The sequence below is a fragment of the Mycobacterium sp. NGS11 genome (assembly GCF_059813315.1).
In genome coordinates this window covers 162,870-180,970 of the sequence record NZ_JCALEJ010000008.1, presented here as the reverse complement: position 1 = coordinate 180,970, position 18,101 = coordinate 162,870, and the positions used below count along the sequence as shown (strand labels likewise).

Here is an 18,101-nt window from a genome sequence, read left to right as displayed (position 1 = left end):
GTGGCGCCTTGACCCCGCGACGACAGGCGATGGCCGGGGCCGTGCTGGCGGCGGCCCTGCTGCCCGGCCTGGTCGCCGGTTGCTCCTCGGGCCACGACGCCGTCGCCCAGGGCGGCACCTTCGAGTTCGTCTCGCCCGGCGGCAAGACCGACATCTACTACGACCCGCCGTCGCGCCGCGGCCGGCCCGGCCCGCTGGCCGGACCCGACCTGGCCGACCCGGCGCACACGCTGTCGCTGGACGACCCGATCTTCGCCGGCCGGGTCGTGGTCATCAACATCTGGGGGCAGTGGTGCGGGCCGTGCCGGGCCGAGGTCACCCAGCTGCAGCAGGTGTACGACGCCACCCGCGGCGCCGGGGTGTCCTTCCTCGGCATCGACGTCCGGGACAACAACCGCCAAGCGGCGCTGGACTTCGTCAACGACCGCGCGGTGACGTTCCCGTCCATCTACGACCCGCCGATGCGCACCTTGATCGCGTTCGGCGGCAAATACCCCACCACCGTGATCCCGTCCACGCTGGTCCTGGACCGCCAGCACCGCGTCGCGGCGGTCTTCCTGCGCGAACTGCTGGCGTCCGACCTGCGGCCGGTGGTGCAACGACTGGCCGGCGAGGCCTCGCCGACCCCGGTCGGCCAGGCGGCGCCGTGACGGGCTCGAGCCGGCGATGACCGGATTCACCCAGCTCGCCGCCGCCGGCCCGCTCCTGGTGGCCCTCGGCGCCTGCCTGCTGGCGGGGCTGGTGTCGTTCGCCTCGCCGTGCGTGGTGCCGCTGGTGCCCGGCTACCTGTCGTATCTGGCCGCGGTCGTCGGCGTGGACGAACAGCCGCCGGCGGGTGCGGTTAAAGCCCCGCCGGGCGCCCGCTGGCGCGTCGCGGGATCGGCGGCGTTGTTCGTCGCCGGCTTCACCACCGTGTTCGTGCTCGGCACCGTCGCCGTCCTCGGCATGACGACCACGCTGATCACCAACCAGCTGCTGCTGCAACGGGCCGGGGGAGTGCTGACCATCGTCATGGGCCTGGTGTTCGTGGGCCTCATCCCGGCCCTGCAGCGCCAGGCCCGGTTCAGTCCGCGCCAGCTGACCACGGTCGCCGGGGCGCCGCTGCTGGGTGCGGTGTTCGCCCTGGGCTGGACGCCGTGCCTGGGGCCCACGCTGGCCGGTGTGATCACCGTCGCCTCGGCCACCGACGGCGCGAGCGTGGCCCGCGGCATCGTGTTGGTGATCGCGTATTGCCTGGGCCTGGGCATCCCGTTCGTGCTGCTGGCGTTCGGCTCGGCGGGCGCGGTGGGCGGCCTGGGCTGGCTGCGCCGGCACACCCGGGCCATCCAGATCTTCGGCGGCATCCTGCTGATCACCGTCGGCGCGCTGCTGGTCACAGGTGTCTGGAATGACTTCGTCGCGTGGCTGCGCGACGCGTTCGTGTCCGACGTGAGGTTGCCGATTTGAGGCACGTCGTCGCAGGGCTTGTTCAAAAAGGCCGCAACACCTGGCGCGCACTGACTTCGATGGGCACCGCGCTGGTGCTGTTGTTCCTGCTCGCGCTCGGCGCGATCCCGGGGGCGCTGCTGCCGCAGCGCAGCCTCAACGCCGGCAAGGTCGACGACTACCTGAAGGCCCACCCGGTGATCGGGCCGTGGCTGGATCGGTTGCAGGCCTTCAACGTCTTCTCCAGCTTCTGGTTCACCGCCATCTACGTGCTGCTGTTCGTGTCGCTGGTCGGCTGCCTCACCCCGCGGATGATCGAGCACGTCCGCAGCCTGCGGTCCACCCCGGTGGCCGCGCCGCGCAACCTGGCCCGGCTGCCCAAGTACTCGCGCCGGCAGATCCACGCCGGCGCCGACGAGCTGAACGCCCTGGCGAACACGCTGGCCGCGCAGCTGCGCGGGTGGCGCACCGCGATCCGGCATCAGGACGACACCGTCGAGGTGTCCGCCGAGAAGGGCTACCTGCGCGAGTTCGGCAACATCGTCTTCCACTTCTCCCTGCTGGGCCTGCTGGTCGCGGTGGCCGTCGGCAAGCTCTTCGGCTACGAGGGCAACGTCATCGTCATCGCCGACGGCGGCCCCGGCTTCTGTTCGGCCTCGCCGGCCGCGTTCGACTCGTTCCGGGCCGGCAACACGGTCGACGGCACCTCGTTGCACCCCCTGTGCATCCGGGTCGACGACTTCGTGGCGCACTACCTGCCGTCGGGGCAGGCCACGTCGTTCGCGGCGAACATCGACTACCAGTCCGGCAGGGACCTGACCGCCAACACCTGGCGCCACTACCAGCTGGAGGTCAACCACCCGCTGCGGCTCGGCGGCGACCGGGTGTACCTGCAGGGACACGGCTACGCGCCCACCTTCAGCGTCACCTTCCCGGACGGGCAGATCCGCACGGCGACGGTGCAGTGGCGGCCTGACAATCCGCAAACCCTGCTGTCGTCGGGTGTGGTGCGCATCGATCCACCCGCCGGCAGCTATCCCAGCCCCGCGGAGCGCCGCAACCACGAGATCGCCATCCAGGGACTGCTGGCCCCGACCGAGCAGCTCGAGGGCACGCTGCTGTCCTCGCGGTTCCCGGCGCTGGACGCCCCGGCCGTGGCCGTCGACATCTATCGCGGTGACACCGGGCTGGACACCGGGCGGCCGCAGTCGCTGTTCACGCTGGATCCCCGCCTGATCGAGCAACACCGGTTGACCAAGGAGAAGCGGGTCAATCTGCGGGTGGGTCAATCGGTCCGGATCGACCAGGGGCCGGCGGCCGGCACCGTGGTCCGCTTCGACGGCGCCGTCCCGTTCGTCAACCTGCAGGTCTCGCACGACCCCGGGCAGGCCTGGGTGCTGGTCTTCGCGATCACGATGATGGGCGGTCTGGTGGTGTCGCTGCTGGTGCGCCGCCGCCGGGTGTGGGTCCGTCTGACGCCCGACGCCGGCGGGTCGCCCGGTACGGTGAACGTCGAACTGGGCGGCCTCGCGCGCACCGACAACTCCGGTTGGGGCGACGAGTTCGAACGGCTGTCCGAGCGGCTGGTCTCCGGCATCGCTCGCGCCGAGCCGCCCACCGCGTCCGACGGCGACGCGACACCCGCAGCGTCCAAGAGGAGTTCTGAGGTGGACGTCAAATGAATACCGTGTACGTCAACGTCGAGCTGGCGCGCTACTCCGACTGGGCGTTCACGTCGGCGGTGGTGGCGCTGGTGATCGCGCTGCTGTTGCTGGCCTTCGAGCTGGCCTACGCCGGCGGGCGCCGCGCGGATCAGCGGGCCCGGGTGTTGGCCGGCGCCGTCAGCGCCGACTCCGCCACCCCCGGCGTGGTGGACGAGGCGGCCCAACGCCCGATCGACGAGCGTGTCGGCCGGGCCGGGCTGTCCGTGGTCTACCTGGGCACCGGACTGCTGCTGGCCTGCCTGGTGCTGCGCGGCCTGGCCACCCTGCGGGTGCCGTGGGGCAACATGTACGAGTTCATCAACCTGACCTGCCTGTGCGGGTTGATCGCCGGGGCGATCGTGCTGCGCCGCCCGCAATACCGCCCGCTGTGGGTGTTCTTGCTGCTGCCGGTGTTGATCCTGCTCACCGTGTCCGGTCGGTGGCTCTACACCAACGCCGCGCCGGTGATGCCCGCCCTGCAGTCCTACTGGCTGCCGATCCATGTGTCGGTGGTCAGCCTCGGCTCGGGGGTGTTCCTGGTCGCCGGCATCGCCAGCATCCTGTTCCTGCTGCGGACGTCGCCGCTGGCAGAGCCCGACCGCACCGAGCGCAGCGCGCTGAGCCGGCTGATACAGCGGTTCCCCGACGCGCAGACGCTGGACCGCATCGCCTATAGGACGACGATTTTCGCCTTTCCGGTGTTCGGTTTCGGCGTCATCTTCGGTGCGATCTGGGCCGAGGAGGCGTGGGGCAGATATTGGGGCTGGGATCCGAAAGAGACTGTGTCCTTTGTCGCCTGGGTGATTTACGCCGCGTACCTGCACGCCAGGTCGACTGCGGGATGGCGGGACAGGAAGGCCGCCTGGATCAACGTCGCGGGGTTTGTGGCCATGGTCTTCAACTTGTTCTTCGTTAACCTGGTCACTGTGGGCCTGCATTCGTATGCGGGCGTCGGGTGACGGTGCTCAACCGGCCCAAGCAACGCACAACACGCTGAAGACCGCACAACAAAGGGGAGTGCAGTGACCGAGCAGCCAACGTCGGGCGTGGGGGCGCCCGAACAACCGACCACGCAGATACCCCCGCAGACGGAGTCCGCGCCGGCCCAGCACGAGGGCGCCGAACCCCAGGCCGAGTCGGGTGGCTCGGGTGCCGAGGCCCCGACCCGCGCCTTCGCCGGTTTCCGCACCGAACGCCGCGTGCCCGGTCCCGAACGCCAGCAGGCCGCACCGCCCACTGCCCCCAGGCCGGGCGGGATGCCGCCCTGGGACGCCACGCCGGTGACCGGCATCCCACGGGTCGATCCGACGGCGTATGGCGCTTACTACACCGGCCCGGACGCGCCGCCCACGCAGTTCCAGGGGGCGCCGCAGCGGCCGGAGCACCTGCCGCACACGCCGTATCCGGAGCTGTCCACCGGCATGCTGCTGCGGCCGGTGGCCCCGCCGCCGTCGGACGGATGGCGGCTGCTGCTGTTCAAGCTGTCCGGCGGGCTGATCAACTTGGGCGAGAGCCCTCGCGCCACGAGGTACAACAACCTGGTCGCCCAGGTGAACCGGCCGCTGCGGGGTTCCTACCGAGTGGCCTTCCTGTCGTTGAAGGGCGGCGTCGGCAAGACCACGATCACCGCGACGCTGGGCGCCACCTTCGCCTCCATCCGCGGTGACCGTGTGGTCGCCGTGGACGCCAACCCCGACCGCGGCACGTTGAGCCAGAAGATCCCGCTGGAGACGGCCGCGACGGTGCGCCAGCTGCTGCACGACGCGGGAACCATCGAGCGCTACAGCGACGTGCGCCGCTACACCTCCAAGGGCCCGAGCGGCCTGGAGGTGCTGGCGTCCGAAACGGACCCCGGCATCTCGGACGCGTTCGGCGCCGACGACTACGTGCGCGTCCTGGACATCCTGGAACGGTTCTACGGCTTGGTGCTCACCGACTGCGGGCCCGGCCTGCTGCACTCGGTGATGGGCTCGGTGCTGGACAAGGCCGACGCGCTCGTCGTGGTCAGCTCGGCGTCCATCGACGGCGCGCGCAGCGCATCGGCGACGCTGGACTGGCTGGACGCCCACGGCCACGAGGACCTGGTCCGCAATTCCATCGCGGTCATCAACGGGGTCAAGCCACGGCCGGGCAAGGTCGACATGAACAAGGTGATCGACCACTTCTCCCGGCGCTGCCGCGCGGTCCAGCTGGTGCCCTTCGACCCGCACCTGGAAGAGGGCGCCGAGATCGAACTGGACCGGTTACGGCGCGGGACGCGCGAAGCGCTCACCGAGCTGGCCGCCATCGTCGCCGACGGGTTCCCCGGTGATCAGCACAACCCGGGAGTGCTCGGCTAGGTCGGCGGTCGCAAGCGCGGCGGAGCCGGGCGCCGCGGGCCGCCGCCATCGGCTAGCGCCGGTCAGCTGTCGCCGTGACCCAACCGCCGCAGGAAATCCGGATCGTCGTCGGGTCCGATGACGCGCGTCTTCGGCCGGTGGGTCTGCGACCGCGCGGCACGCCAGCCGACGTAGATCAGCGTCCCCAAAATCACGACGAGCAGCAGGTAGAGCACGCAACACCTCCTTGGGGCGAATATACCCGCGCCGTAGGCTCACCCTGTGTCACAAGAAGCTAGCGACGACAGCACCGGCGGCATGCGGGACCACGCCGCGAACCAGGGCACGGCGCGACAGGGCGCAAGCCGCGTCGCCGTCCCGGTGGCGGCGTACCTGATGGCGCGGGTGCTGCTGGCGGTCGTGCTCACCGGCGTCATCTACGGCGTCGCCCGCTTGGCGGGCATTTCACAGTTCCCGATCGTGGTGGCGGTGCTGTTCGCCCTGATCATCGCGATGCCCCTGGGCATGCTGGTATTCGCGCCGCTGCGCCGCCGCGCCACCGCCGCGCTGGCGATCGCCGGGGAGCGGCGGCGCCGGGAGCGCGAACTGCTGCAAGCCCGGCTGCACGGGGACGCCGAGGCCACGCCGGACGAGGGCGGCCGCGATTCGGGGCCCGGTTAGCCGCTCGGCAGCCGCACGACCTGTGCGGCATAGCTCAGGCCGGCGCCGTAGCCGAGCAGCAGGGCCAGATCGCCGGCCTTGGCCGCGCCGGTCGCCAGCACTTCGGCCATCGCCAGCGGAATGGACGCCGCCGACGTGTTCCCGGTGTGCTCGATGTCGTTGGCGACGACCGCGTCCGGACGCAGCTCGAGGCCCTTGGCCAGCACGTCGTTGATCCGGCTGTTGGCCTGATGCGGCAGGAACACGTCGATCTCGTCGGGCCGGACGCCCGCCGCGTCCATGGCCTGCCGGCCGACCTTGCCCATCTCGAATGCCGCCCAACGGAATACCGCGCTGCCCTCGAGCCGCAGGAAGGGCCGCGGGCCCGTCGGGCGGTCCATGTAGTCGATCCAGTCGATGTCCTGGCGGATGGCCGTGGCCTGCGCGCCGTCACTGCCCCAGACGGTCGGGCCGATGCCCTGGTCCGGTGTCTCACCCACCACCACGCCGGCGGCGCCGTCGGCGAAAATGAAGCAGTTCGTGCGGTCCTGCATGTCCACGGTCGGGGACAGTTTCTCCGAACCCATCACCAGCACCTTGGCCGCGGTGCCGCCCCGGATCATGTCGGCCGCCACGCCCAGCGCGTAGCCGAAGCCGGCGCACCCGGCCGAGACGTCGAACGCGGGCACGCCGGTGGCGCCCAGCGCCGCCGCTACCGATGGGGCGCACGCGGGTGTCTGCAGGAAATGCGTGCTGGTGGCGACGATCACGCAGTCGATGTCGGCCGCGGTCAGCGACGCTTTGGCGATCGCCTCCTGCCCGGCCGTGGTCGCCATGGACGCGGCGGATTCGTCGCGGGCGGCGAACCGGCGCGTTTTGATACCGGTACGGGAGTAGATCCACTCGTCGGACGAATCGATGTTCTCGCAGAGCTCGTCGTTGGTGACCACTCGCTCCGGCCGGTACGACCCGACGCTGAGTAAGCCGATGTTGGTGGGCCCGGTGGTCGCGGCAATCTGCTTCATCGCGGTCCTTCGCTATCGCCCCAGCAGACGCAAAGGTACTCCACCGGGGGGCCCTCGAAAACCTTTGTCTGCACTATAGATACTCCCGGTGGGCGCTCAGCTGGCCAGCGCCAGCGCCGCGGACACCGCGATCGCCCACACCACCATGGCCAGCCCGGTGTCGCGCAACACGGGAATGAGCTCCGGGCCGCCGCGGCCGGATCGCACCGGCGCCGCCGCGCGCAGGGCCAGCGGCGTGGCCACCAATCCGACGGCGCACCAGGGTGTCGCCAGCATGAGCACCAGGGTCAGCGCCCCGGCGGTCCCCAGCAGCACCTGGTACAGGATCCGGGTTCGGGCATCGCCCAGCCGCACCGCCAGGGTGATCTTTCCGGTGCGGGCATCGGTCGGAATGTCCCGCAGGTTGTTGGCCACCAGCACCGAGGAGGACAACGCGCCGATCGACACCGCCAGGAGCAGGCCCACCCAGTCCACGCGCAGCGCCTGGGTGTACTGGGTGCCGAGCACGGCGACGAGCCCGAAGAACAGGAACACCGCGATCTCGCCGAAGCCGGCGTAGCCGTACGGTTTCGACCCGCCGGTGTACAGCCACGCCCCGGCGATGCAGGCCGCTCCCACCGCGATCAGCCACGGCGCGCTGAACAGCGCCAGCGCCAGGCCGGCGAGCGCGCCGATGGTGAGGCTGACGATCGCCGCGGCCAGCACCGCCCGCGGCGCCGCCAGCCGCGAGCCGACCAGGCGCACCGGGCCGGCCCGGACGTCGTCGGTGCCGCGGATGCCGTCGGAGTAGTCGTTGGCGTAGTTGACACCGATGATCATCGCGAGCGCGACGGCCAGCGCCAGCAGCGCCTTCCACCACACCGCGGAGTGCAGCCATGCCGCGGCACCGGTTCCCGCGACAACCGGCGCCACCGCGTTGGGCAACGTCCGCGGCCGCGCACCGGAAACCCACTGCCCGAAATTGGCCACCCGACCATCCTGCCAGGATGCAAGCCGCCCATCCCCGGGCCCCGCACCCGCGATCGCTTCGGTGTGATGCACCACAATGGTCGGATGCTCGGAGTCATCGGCGGCAGCGGCTTCTACACCTTCTTCGGATCCGACTCCCGCGACGTCACCGTCGACACTCCGTACGGGCCGCCCAGCGCCCCGGTCACCCTCGGCACCATCGGCGGCCACAAGGTCGCTTTCCTGCCGCGCCACGGCGCCGAACACGAATTCTCCGCGCACACCGTGCCATACCGCGCCAACATGTGGGCCCTGCGCAAGCTCGGCGTGCGGCGGGTGCTGGCGCCGTGCGCGGTGGGCAGCCTCGATCCCGAACTCGGTCCGGGCACCTTCGTGGTGCCCGACCAGCTCGTCGACCGCACCCGGGGCCGCGCCGACACCTATTTCGACTCCGGCGGCATCCACGTCGACTTCGCCGACCCGTACTGCCCTACGCTGCGCGACGCGGTGAAAGTCCTGCCGGGCGTGACCGACGGCGGCACCATGGTGGTGATTCAGGGCCCGCGCTTTTCCACCCGCGCCGAAAGCCAGTGGTTCGCCTCAGCCGGCTTCTCGCTGGTCAACATGACCGGCTATCCGGAGGCGGTGCTCGCTCGCGAGCTCGAAATCTGTTATGCCGCAATCGCATTGGTGACCGATCTGGACGCCGGTGTCAGCGCCGGCGAGGGCGTGAAGACCGTCGACGTGTTCGCCGAATTCGCCAAGAACATCGACGGGTTCAAGACGCTGGTCCGCCAGGCCATCGGCCGGTTGGCCGCCGACCGCACCTGCACGCATTGCCTGCCGCACGCCGGGGTCACCCTGCCGATCGAGCTGCCGTGAGGGTGCTGCTGACCGGTGCGGCCGGCTTCATCGGTGCGCGGGTGGACGCCAAGCTGCGGGCCGCGGGTCACGAAGTCGTCGCCGTCGACGCGTTGCTGCCCGCCGCGCACGGCCCAAACCCGGTGCTGCCGCAGGGATGTCATCGCGTCGACGTGCGCGACGCCGACGCACTGGCCCGGCTGTTGGCCGGCGTGGACCTGGTGTGCCATCAGGCGGCAATGGTGGGCGCGGGCGTGGACGCCGCCGACGCCCCGGCTTACGGCGGCCACAACGATCTGGCTACCACCGTCCTGCTGGCGCAGATGTTCGCCGCGGGGGTGCGGCACCTGGTGCTGGCCTCGTCGATGGTGGTGTACGGCCAGGGGGGTTATCACTGCGACCGACACGGAGCGGTGGATCCGCTGCCCCGGCGCCGGGGCGACCTCGACGCCGGGATCTTCGAGCACCGCTGCCCGGCCGGCGGGGAGGAACTGCACTGGCGCCTGGTCGGCGAGGACGCCTGCCTGCGGCCACGAAGCCTGTACGCCGCCAGTAAGACCGCCCAGGAGCATTACGCGCTGGCGTGGTCGGAGGCCACGGGTGGTTCGGTGGTGGCGCTGCGCTACCACAACGTCTACGGCCCCGGCATGCCGCGCGACACCCCCTACTCCGGGGTGGCGGCGATCTTCCGGTCGGCGCTGGAAAAGGGCGAGTCGCCAAGGGTTTTCGAGGACGGGGGCCAGATGCGCGACTTCGTCCACGTCGACGATGTGGCCGCTGCCAACGTCGCGGCGACACAACAGCGCGAGGGTTTCACCGCGATCAATGTCTGCTCGGGACAACCCATTTCGATCCTGGAGGTGGCCGGCGCGCTGTGCGACGCGCGCGGCGGCTCGCTGTCGCCGGTGGTCACCGGGCAGTATCGCAGCGGCGACGTGCGCCACATCGTCGCCGATCCGTCGAGGGCCGCCGAGGTGTTGGGTTTTCGTGCGGCCGTCACACCGGGCGACGGGCTGCGCGAATTCGCGTTCGCGCCCCTTCGCTGAATCAGCCCGGCGGGGGCCGGTAGATCTGCGGCTTCTGCACGGGTATTTGACGCGTTCCGGAGTCGTCGCCCCTAAAGATCCGCGGGGCGTTGGCCAGCGGCGGTATCTCCGAGGTCGCCGGTTCGTTGTCCCCGCCGGGCACTCCGGCGGGGATGCGGGTGGTCGGCGCGGCCGACGGCGCGGCGCCCTGGGCCACCGGCACCCGGGTGGTCGGTGCTGCCGCGTTGGCGGCGGCCGCGCGCCTGCGGGCCGCGCGAGTGGCCCGCCGCCGACCGCGCAGCTGCCCGGCGACGATCGCCGCCGCCAGGATGCCCAGCGCCAGGCCGCACAACGCCACGTCGAAAACGCTGGTGATCTGCTGGGCTAGGTTGTTGCCGTAGACCGGGTGCAGCGCAGGCGAATTGGGTGAGTCCGCGAACCGCGGCGCCAGCACGACGCCGACGACGACGCGGGCGACGCTGAGCGTGGCGACGAGCCCGCACAGCGACGTGACCACCCTCGGCGAAAGGGCGGCCAGCCTGCCGCGCAGCCAGATCGCCAGGACCGCGGTGGCCAGATCGAACGCGGCCAGCACGATGCTGTCGTACCGGGAGAACGGGTAGTTCAGGATTATGCCGACGACCAGGTCGGTGATCCGCATCGCTATCGACCCCACGCACCAAACGGCGATGAGCAGCAAGCCATTTCGGGTCGCCGCGCGCCACGCCGACTCCTCCGTCGGCGAGGCGTTCCGCTGACCGAACAGCGCCCGCGGCGCGAACAGCGCCGCGCCGGCCGCCCACGCCAGGTAGCCCTCGAACCCGACGCCGGCGGTGGACGTGTTCTGCGCGATGCCGTGGAACGCGTCGATGTCACGACCGGCGGGCAAGAGCCACACCAGGATCCCGGCGGCGAGCGTCGACGCGCCGAGCGCGACGATCGTGAGCCGGCTCGCCCGGGTGTCGCGCAGCAACCACCTGGAGGCGACCAGCACGGCCACCAGGGCCACCACGCCGTACACCACCGCGGTCGCGATCACGGCGATGTTCTGCTTGCCGAATTGGTCGGTGCCGCCGGTGCTTTGCAGCGCGTACCGGACCCGCCAGTACAGGTTGAAACCGAAGCTGAGCACCGCCGCGAGCATCGACAGCGAGCCGATGATCCGCGCGGACCTGTGCCACCCGGTGGATTCGTCGCCCGCCGGCACGGGTCCGGCGAGTGCGCCGGTGGGCATCGCCTGGGCGCTCAACAGCGAGCCGGCGATCCCGACCCATGCCCCCGGCCCGACGCCGCCCGGCACGTTGACCGTGCCACCGAAGCGGACGGTCTCGTACGCGTCGAACACGACGAATGCGAGCACCAGCAGCAGGTAGGGGACGTTGAGCGCCAGGCGAAGCCGGGCGGCCCGCGCGGGATCGAAACGCGCGCCGGCCGACCGCCAGGAACCGGCGACCGCGACGGCGGCGACGGCCAGCACCGTCACCGCGATCAGCACCGCGAACAGCGTCGCGCTGCTGTTCGGGATGCCGACTCCGAAGTAGAGGTTCCATGGCAGGAACACCGCCAAAATCAGCAGTGCCACCGCGGCCAGGTCACCGGCGTGCCGGTACCGCTGCGCTCCCGCGGCGGCCGGCGCGGGGCCGGCCGTGGCGTGCGGGCGGATGATGCGCGGCGCCGGCGCCTGCTGGGTCTGACTGCGGATCGGGCCGGTAGGCGCGTCGTCGCTGCTCTGGCTCACCATGCCTCCCGGGATGCGAGGACCGACATTCTTGGCGCAGTTTCCGGTGTTCGGCGAGGGATTACCCCGCCGGGCGAAGTGCACTGCTCGCTTGCGAACATATTCTCCGTTCGGATGCCGTGGCAGTGGCTGTGGCCGGCTGCTGGGGCGGAGATGATCCTGCGGCAATCGTCCTGTCGTTCGAAAAGCTGGTTACGCTGCGCTAGTAGACGAAGCTTGTCGCCTGAATGATTGATACTCCAACGGTATCGCAAGTGTAATGATGCCGGGACATTGCTGGTTGCGGGGTAGCCAGCCGAAGGAGAGCCGGGATGGACGTCGTTTTGGGGGTTGCGGTCACCGGACCCGTCGCGCGCTTGGCCCTGGTCGGGTCCGGCGCGCAGGGAACCGACGTGATCGACCAATCCGTCGTCGACCTCGCCGACAATCCGATCGGGACGCTGACCGAGACCGTGGTCGGCACGAATCGGCTGCTGGCCGGTGAGAACCACCACCTGGTCGGCACCCGGTTGTGCTGGACCGATCATCCCGCCGCCGACCAGCTTCGGCGCGCGCTGGAGGATTCCGGCGTCCACAACGTCGCGGTGCTTTCGGAGTCGCAGGCGGTGGCCGCCCTGATGCGCGCGGCCGGCCGGCCCGGCGCCGCGCTGGTGATGGACGACGCGACCGCGACGCTGTCGATGGTGGATTCGGGTGACGGTGATCCGGACGCGCCGCCGACCGTGCTGGCGAGCCAGCAGCTGGCGGGTGGGTCGGGTGGCGATGCGACGGCCGCGTTCCACACGATGATGGCGAACCTGGGCGCCCACCCCGGCGCCCCGCAGGATGTGTACCTGCTCGGCGCATCGCCGGATCTGAACCGGGTCGCCGACGAGCTCCGCGACGCGTCGACCATGCGGGTGCAGGTCGCCGAGGACCCCACCTTCGCGCTGGCCCGCGGCGCAGCGATTGCCGCCGCAACGGCGGCGGCGCTGCAGGCGGGGGGCGCTACGGCCATGGTGCCGGCGCCCGGCCTGACGGGAGATGAGACCGCGATGGCTTCGGCGTTCGGGGACGCCACCACGGCGGTGCCGTCGACGGGACCGATCGGCGATGAGACGGCCTTCGTGCCGGCATCGGGGTTCGCGGACCCGGGCGCCGAAGACCAGCAGCTGGCCTACTCGATGGCCGACGAGGGCGAGCAGTACCCGGGCGAATTCGCCGAGTACGACGCGGAATTGGACGACTACGAGTACGGCGAGGCCGACGAGGACGAGCCGGCGAAGCTGTCGCGGCGATCGTTGGTGATCGGCAACGCCGTCATCGCTTTCGCGGTCATCGGATTGGCGTCGCTGGCCACCGCGATCGCGGTCGCCGTTCGCCCGACCGCCAGCCAGCAGCCGGTGGTGGGGGTCCAGAACGGCACCCCGGGCAAGTTCATGCCGATCCTGCCGAGCCAGCAGCAGGCCCCACTGCCCCCGCCGCCGCCCGACCAACCCAACGCCGGATTCCAGGGCGGCACCGTCGAGGCTCCCAGCTACGTCCCGGCCCCACAGCAGGTCGGCCCCCCGTCGGGTGGCGGAGTGTCGAACGCTCCCGCTCCCGAGGCGCCGGTCAATCCCAGCGCCGTGCCGAATCCCGATCCGGGTTGGGCGCCCCGCCCGAATCCCATTGTGCCCATTCCTATTCCGATACCCATCCCGATCCCGGGGTGGGGCCCGAACTACCCGCCGTACACGTCGCCGACCTTCACGTCGCCGACGATCACGCCTTACACGCCACCGACGACGACGTATTCGCCCCCGACGACGACGTATTCGCCTCCGACGACGACGTATTCGCCGCCGACCACCACGTATTCGCCGCCGACGACGACGTACTCGCCGCCGACCACCACGTACTCGCCGCCGACCACGACGTACTCGCCACCGAGCACCACGTATTCGCCACCGAGCACCAAGGCGACCACCCAGGCGCCGCCGCCGAGCACGTATTCGCCGCCGAGCACCCAGGCCACGCAGGCCCCGACGCTCCCGCCGCACACCCAGCAGACCCTGCCGCCGCCCACGCAGCAGCAGCCGGTGTTCCCGCAGCAGCCCCACCAACACCACGGATTCTGAGGGTGGCCGACACCGACGGCCTGGTCACGGTGGTCCTGCCCTGCCTCAACGAAGAGGAGTCACTGCCCGCAGTGTTAGCCGCCATACCCGCGGGATACCGGGCCCTGGTGGTGGACAACAACAGCACCGACGACACCGCCGCGGTCGCGAGCAGGCACGGTGCCCAAGTCGTCGCCGAACCGCGGGCCGGGTACGGCTCGGCCGTCCACGCGGGCGTGCTGGCGGCGACGACCCCGATCGTGGCGGTGATCGACGCCGATGGCTCGATGGACGGCGCCGATCTGCCCCGGCTGGTCGCGGAGTTGGAACGCGGCGCTGACCTGGTGACCGGCCGGCGCCGGCCGGTAGCCGGGCTGCACTGGCCGTGGGTGGCCAGGGTGGGCACCGTGGTCATGAGCTGGCGACTGCGCACCCGCCACGGCCTACCGGTCCACGACATCGCGCCGATGCGAGTCGCCCGGCGCGAGGCGCTGCTCGCGCTGGGCGTCGCCGACCGGCGATCGGGTTATCCGCTGGAACTGCTGGTGCGTGCCGCGGCCGCCGGCTGGCGCGTCGTCGAACTCGACGTCAGCTACGGCCCGCGGACGGGCGGCAAGTCGAAGGTCAGCGGTTCACTGCGGGGCAGCATCACCGCGATCCTGGACTTCTGGAAAGTGATTTCGTGAGCGTCCTTCCGGTCACCCTGCTGGTGGTCGCGAAGGCGCCGGAGCCGGGCCGGGCAAAGACGCGGCTCGCGGCGTCCGTCGGCGATCGCGTCGCCGCCGAAATCGCCGCCGCCGCACTGCTTGACACCCTCGATGCCGTGGCCGCCGCTCCGGTGGCGGCGCGGGTGGCGGCCCTGACCGGAGACCTGGACGCCGCGGTGAACGCCGCCGAAATACGGCAGCGGCTCGCTTCGTTCACCGTGATTCCCCAGCGCGGTGCCGATTTCGCGGACCGGCTCGCCAACGCGCACACCGACGCGGCCGGCGGGCTTCCGGTGCTGCAGATCGGCATGGACACCCCTCAGGTGAGCGCGGATCTGTTGACGGCTTGCGCGCGCCGGCTTCTCGACGCGCCGGCCGTCCTCGGGCCGGCCCGGGACGGCGGCTGGTGGGTGCTGGGCGTCGCGGACCCCGCGACGGCGCAGTGCCTGCGCACCGTGCCGATGTCGGTGCCCGACACCGGGGACTTGACGCTGAAGGCATTGCGCGACAACGGCATTGATGTGGTTACCCTCGAGACGCTGGCCGACGTGGACTTCGTCGACGACGTCGCGGTGGTGCGCGACGCCTGCGGCCCCGCCAGCCGGTTCGCGCGCGTCACCCGCGCCGCCGGTCTCTAGAGATCCGCAGGACAACACCGGCGTTTTGTATAAGGATGAGGCGGTGCGAACGCTTCTCGTGCTGGCGGGCTTCGCCGCGGTCATCGGCGCGGCCGCGCCGGCACAGGCCGAGCCCGGCGGCAACCCGGATGCGAATTTCTTGGCGGCGCTCGATCAGGCCGGCGTGCCTTACAAGAACGGCGCCGTCGCGATTCGGGTCGGCAAGAAGGCCTGTGAATTGATGGATCAGGGCCACTCCCAGGCCGATGTCATCCAAAGTGTGTCGTCGGAAAATGCCGGATTCACCGTGGCGGACGCGACCCACTTCACGACCAGCGCCGTCAGCGCCTATTGCCCACAACACCTCGGCGAGCCCACCACCGAGCCGCCGCCCCCGCCCGCCTGGTGGGATATTCCTTGGATTCCCTTGCCGGCGCCGGGCGCCGCGTAGCACGAGAACGGTAGTCCGCCGGACGGACTGGTCTCTACCAGTGCGTCAGGATGATCGTGTTGAGCGCCAGCGCGCCGAGGGCGTTGAGCGCCAACCAGATCCGGTGTGACCGTGTCGGCAGCAGAGCGGCCGATGCGGTGAGCCAGATGGTGAACGGCAGCCAGATGCGTTCCACCTCGGCCTTGCTGAGCATGCTCAGGTCCGCGCAGACGATGGCGGCCAGCATGCCGAGCAGCAACAAATGGAAGCCGGAGCGGCGGCGGATGGCGGGCCAGTCGAAAACCCTGCTGATACCGGCGACCCCACCCAACCCGATCGCGCACACCACGGACGCCAGGTTGGCCCAGCTCCAATACTGGAAGGGGCGGTCTTTGGCGATGCCCTGCCAATAGCGTTGCTGCACCAGGGTGTAACCGTCGAACCAGTAGAACCCGGCGATCGCGAAGGCCACCGCCACCGCGATCGCGGCCAGCGCCGCCGGGCCGAGGGCCCGCAGGATCGCTCGCCAGTCCGCCAAGCGGCTGCCCGGGGGCTGCCGGACCGAGGCCAGCACCGCCACCGCCGGCAGCCCCATCAACATCAGGCCGTAATTGCAGAACACGCCCCAGCCCAACAGCAGGCCCGCGCCCGCGGCCGTCAGCGCGGGGAAGCGGACCGGACGGTGCACCGCCACGGCCAACAACGCGATGCCCCAGGCCGCCACCCCGGCGAAGTATCCGTCGGCGGAGACAGCCACCCAGATCGCGGTCGGCGCCAGGGCGACGAACGGGGCGGCGCGCCGTGCCATCTGTTCGTCGGCCAGCGCGCGCACGGCGATCACCACCGCGGCCGCCGCGCTCGAGCCGGCCAGCAGGCACAGCAGCCCGGCCCAGGCGCCGCCGTGCAGGCCGAGCCGGTCCAGCCAGACGAACGTCAGCAGCGCGCCGGGCGGATGTCCCGACACGTGCGTGGTCCACGAGTTCGGCTGGTAGTCCACGATCCGGCTCGCAAACGTGCGCAGCGTCGCACCGATGTCGCTGATGCCCGGCACCTGCCACAAGTATTCGTCGCGGGTGGTCAGCCGGCCGGCGAAGCCGCGCTGCCAGCCGTCGATCATCGCCAGCGCGAACGCCCACCCGCACGCGGTGACCCAGCTGCCCAGCGTCAAGGCACGCCACGAAAGGCGTTGCGCCAGAACGGGTCCCCACGCCACGATGACGATCGCGATCACAATCGCGGGCCCGGTTCCCCAGCCGGCGTGGATCAACCATTCGCCGAAGATCGGCGCGGAGCCGGCGTGGGTGGCGAACTTCTCCCGGGCGATGTCGAGGCGCGGGCGCACGCCTGAGTTCATCCGCGGCAGCACGAACGCCGCGGCCACCAGCACGAGCCCGACCGTGACCGCCACCGCTTCCCGCGCTGCCGCCCGCCCACCGATCCTCACGGACGAACAGCCTATTGATCGCCGGCGAACCGGCGCGCCAACGCGGTGCGGTCGACCTTGCCGATGCCGCGACGCGGCAGTGCGTCGACGATGTACAGCTCGCGCGGCGCGGCGGTGGCGTCCAGGGTGCGCGCCACGTGCGCGCGCAGCGCGTCCAGGGTGGGCGCGGCGGACCCGTCGCGCACCACGATCGCGGCAACCACCCGCTGGCCCAGCCGGTCGTCGGCCACTGCGAACACCGCGCAATCGCTGACGGCGGGATGACTGGACAGCGCAGCCTCGACCGGCTGCGGCAGCACCGTCAACCCGCCGGTGCTGATCGCGTCGTCGGCGCGGCCCAGGACGGTCAGCACGCCCGCGTCGCTGACGGCGCCGAGATCGTCGGTGGCAAACCAGCCAGGTTCGGCGAACGGATCCGGCTCGACGGGGTTGCGGTAGCCCTTGGCCAGCGTCGCGCCGCCGATGACGATGCGCCCGTCGACCGTGCGCACCCGCACCCCGTCCAGCGGGACGCCGTCGTACACGCACCCGCCTGCGGTCTCGCTCATCCCGTAGGTGCGGACCACGGTGACGCCCGCCGCGGCCGCGTCGTCGAGAACCGGTCGCGGCGCGGGTCCGCCGCCGAGCAGCACGGCGTCCAGTTCGGCGAGCGCGGCCGCCGCCGCCGGGTCGCCGAGCGCCTTGGCCAACTGCGTGGCGACCAGCGAGGTGTATCGCCGTCCCGGTCCCAATGCCCTTACCGCACCGGGCAATTCGGCGACATCGAACCCCGCGGAGACGTCCATCTCGACCGGTACCGAGCCGGCGAGCGCGCTGCGCACCAACACCTGGATCCCCGCGATGTGGTGGGGCGGCAGGGCGAGCAGCCAGCTGCCCGGTCCGCCGAGGCGGTCATGGGTGGCCGTCGCGCTGGCGGTCAGGGCGTCGGCGGTCAGCAACGCGCCCTTGGGAACTCCGGTGGTTCCCGACGTCGCCGCGACCAGGGCGACGTCGTCGTCGATGGCTTCGCCGACGCGCAGACCCACCCGCAGCGCATCCGACTCACGATCGTCGCTCGAGGACAGGGCGACCAGTGCGGGGTCGCGCCCGTCGAGCACGCGCTCGAGTGCGGGCAACAGCGAC

General features: G+C 71.1%; 17 protein-coding genes and 1 pseudogene. 12 read left to right on the top strand and 6 right to left on the bottom strand.

What is annotated here, in order from left to right; all coding sequences use genetic code 11:
• Positions 1–29 precede the first annotated feature (29 nt).
• The 5 genes from AC5Y4T_RS12950 to AC5Y4T_RS12930 all read left to right on the top strand — a co-directional run bounded on the left by AC5Y4T_RS12950 (position 30) and on the right by AC5Y4T_RS12930 (position 5,467).
• A complete protein-coding gene (locus AC5Y4T_RS12950) occupies positions 30–650 on the top strand; it encodes a TlpA disulfide reductase family protein (protein ID WP_499918254.1) in 621 nt (206 codons plus the stop codon).
• A gap of 16 nt (positions 651–666) precedes the next feature.
• Positions 667–1,446, top strand: a complete 780-nt coding sequence (locus AC5Y4T_RS12945) for a cytochrome c biogenesis CcdA family protein (RefSeq protein ID WP_499918075.1) — start codon at positions 667–669, stop codon at positions 1,444–1,446.
• Between the two features lie 59 nt (positions 1,447–1,505).
• Complete coding sequence (gene resB, locus AC5Y4T_RS12940) at positions 1,506–3,107, top strand: cytochrome c biogenesis protein ResB (protein WP_499953491.1); 1,602 nt, start codon at positions 1,506–1,508, stop codon at positions 3,105–3,107.
• Positions 3,104–4,087 carry a c-type cytochrome biogenesis protein CcsB gene (gene ccsB / locus AC5Y4T_RS12935; RefSeq protein ID WP_499953489.1) on the top strand — a complete coding sequence of 328 codons (984 nt, stop codon included), beginning with the start codon at positions 3,104–3,106 and terminating at the stop codon, positions 4,085–4,087. The genes resB and ccsB overlap by 4 nt, the downstream gene beginning before the upstream one ends.
• Before the next feature lie 63 nt (positions 4,088–4,150).
• Entirely contained in the window at positions 4,151–5,467 is a 1,317-nt protein-coding gene (locus AC5Y4T_RS12930; protein WP_499953486.1) for a MinD/ParA family ATP-binding protein, read from the top strand.
• Positions 5,468–5,529: 62 nt separating this feature from the next.
• Here AC5Y4T_RS12930 and AC5Y4T_RS12925 read toward each other — a convergent pair whose 3' ends face one another.
• Positions 5,530–5,682: a hypothetical protein gene (locus tag AC5Y4T_RS12925; protein ID WP_499918078.1), complete on the bottom strand. Its 153-nt coding sequence runs from the start codon at positions 5,680–5,682 to the stop codon at positions 5,530–5,532.
• Positions 5,683–5,728: 46 nt separating this feature from the next.
• Between AC5Y4T_RS12925 and AC5Y4T_RS12920 the strand changes: the two genes are divergently transcribed.
• Positions 5,729–6,127 (top strand): DUF4229 domain-containing protein, encoded by a 399-nt coding sequence (locus AC5Y4T_RS12920; protein ID WP_499953484.1) that lies wholly within the window; start codon positions 5,729–5,731, stop codon positions 6,125–6,127.
• Here the strand turns inward: AC5Y4T_RS12920 and AC5Y4T_RS12915 are convergent.
• The gene (locus tag AC5Y4T_RS12915) at positions 6,124–7,131 is read right to left on the bottom strand and encodes a beta-ketoacyl-ACP synthase III (protein WP_499953482.1); all 1,008 of its coding nucleotides are present in this window, start codon (positions 7,129–7,131) and stop codon (positions 6,124–6,126) included. The two genes, AC5Y4T_RS12920 and AC5Y4T_RS12915, sit on opposite strands and share 4 nt — an antisense overlap.
• 73 nt (positions 7,132–7,204) lie before the next feature.
• Positions 7,205–8,100: pseudogene (locus tag AC5Y4T_RS12910) on the bottom strand (1,4-dihydroxy-2-naphthoate polyprenyltransferase).
• Positions 8,101–8,184: 84 nt separating this feature from the next.
• Here AC5Y4T_RS12910 and AC5Y4T_RS12905 point away from each other — a divergent pair.
• Positions 8,185–8,961, top strand: a complete 777-nt coding sequence (locus AC5Y4T_RS12905) for an S-methyl-5'-thioadenosine phosphorylase (RefSeq protein WP_499953480.1) — start codon at positions 8,185–8,187, stop codon at positions 8,959–8,961.
• On the top strand, positions 8,958–9,986 hold the full coding sequence (locus AC5Y4T_RS12900) for an NAD-dependent epimerase/dehydratase family protein (RefSeq protein WP_499953478.1): 1,029 nt from the start codon (positions 8,958–8,960) through the stop codon (positions 9,984–9,986). Before AC5Y4T_RS12905 ends, AC5Y4T_RS12900 begins: the two co-directional genes overlap by 4 nt.
• Before the next feature lies 1 nt (position 9,987).
• On the opposite strand, the gene AC5Y4T_RS12895 is transcribed toward AC5Y4T_RS12900, so the two are convergent.
• On the bottom strand, positions 9,988–11,706 hold the full coding sequence (locus AC5Y4T_RS12895) for a DUF7937 domain-containing protein (RefSeq protein ID WP_499953476.1): 1,719 nt from the start codon (positions 11,704–11,706) through the stop codon (positions 9,988–9,990).
• A 308-nt stretch (positions 11,707–12,014) separates the two neighbouring features.
• Between AC5Y4T_RS12895 and AC5Y4T_RS12890 the strand changes: the two genes are divergently transcribed.
• Genes AC5Y4T_RS12890 through AC5Y4T_RS12875 form a run of 4 tightly spaced genes read left to right on the top strand, consistent with a single transcriptional unit; the run spans position 12,015 to position 15,556 of the window.
• Positions 12,015–13,802, top strand: coding sequence for a DUF7159 family protein (locus AC5Y4T_RS12890; RefSeq protein ID WP_499953472.1), 1,788 nt, complete (start codon positions 12,015–12,017; stop codon positions 13,800–13,802).
• Between the two features lie 2 nt (positions 13,803–13,804).
• Positions 13,805–14,467, top strand: a complete 663-nt coding sequence (locus AC5Y4T_RS12885; RefSeq protein ID WP_499947991.1) for a glycosyltransferase family 2 protein — start codon at positions 13,805–13,807, stop codon at positions 14,465–14,467.
• Positions 14,464–15,126, top strand: coding sequence for a TIGR04282 family arsenosugar biosynthesis glycosyltransferase (locus AC5Y4T_RS12880; RefSeq protein ID WP_499953469.1), 663 nt, complete (start codon positions 14,464–14,466; stop codon positions 15,124–15,126). The genes AC5Y4T_RS12885 and AC5Y4T_RS12880 overlap by 4 nt, the downstream gene beginning before the upstream one ends.
• Positions 15,127–15,169: 43 nt before the next feature.
• A complete protein-coding gene (locus AC5Y4T_RS12875) occupies positions 15,170–15,556 on the top strand; it encodes a DUF732 domain-containing protein (protein ID WP_499953467.1) in 387 nt (128 codons plus the stop codon).
• Positions 15,557–15,590: 34 nt separating this feature from the next.
• Here the strand turns inward: AC5Y4T_RS12875 and AC5Y4T_RS12870 are convergent, their stop codons facing one another.
• Both AC5Y4T_RS12870 and menE read right to left on the bottom strand, forming a co-directional pair.
• Positions 15,591–16,973 (bottom strand): hypothetical protein, encoded by a 1,383-nt coding sequence (locus AC5Y4T_RS12870; protein ID WP_499953507.1) that lies wholly within the window; start codon positions 16,971–16,973, stop codon positions 15,591–15,593.
• 17 nt (positions 16,974–16,990) lie between these two features.
• The gene (gene menE, locus AC5Y4T_RS12865; RefSeq protein ID WP_499953505.1) at positions 16,991–18,076 is read right to left on the bottom strand and encodes an o-succinylbenzoate--CoA ligase; all 1,086 of its coding nucleotides are present in this window, start codon (positions 18,074–18,076) and stop codon (positions 16,991–16,993) included.
• Between the last annotated feature and the right edge of the window lie 25 nt (positions 18,077–18,101).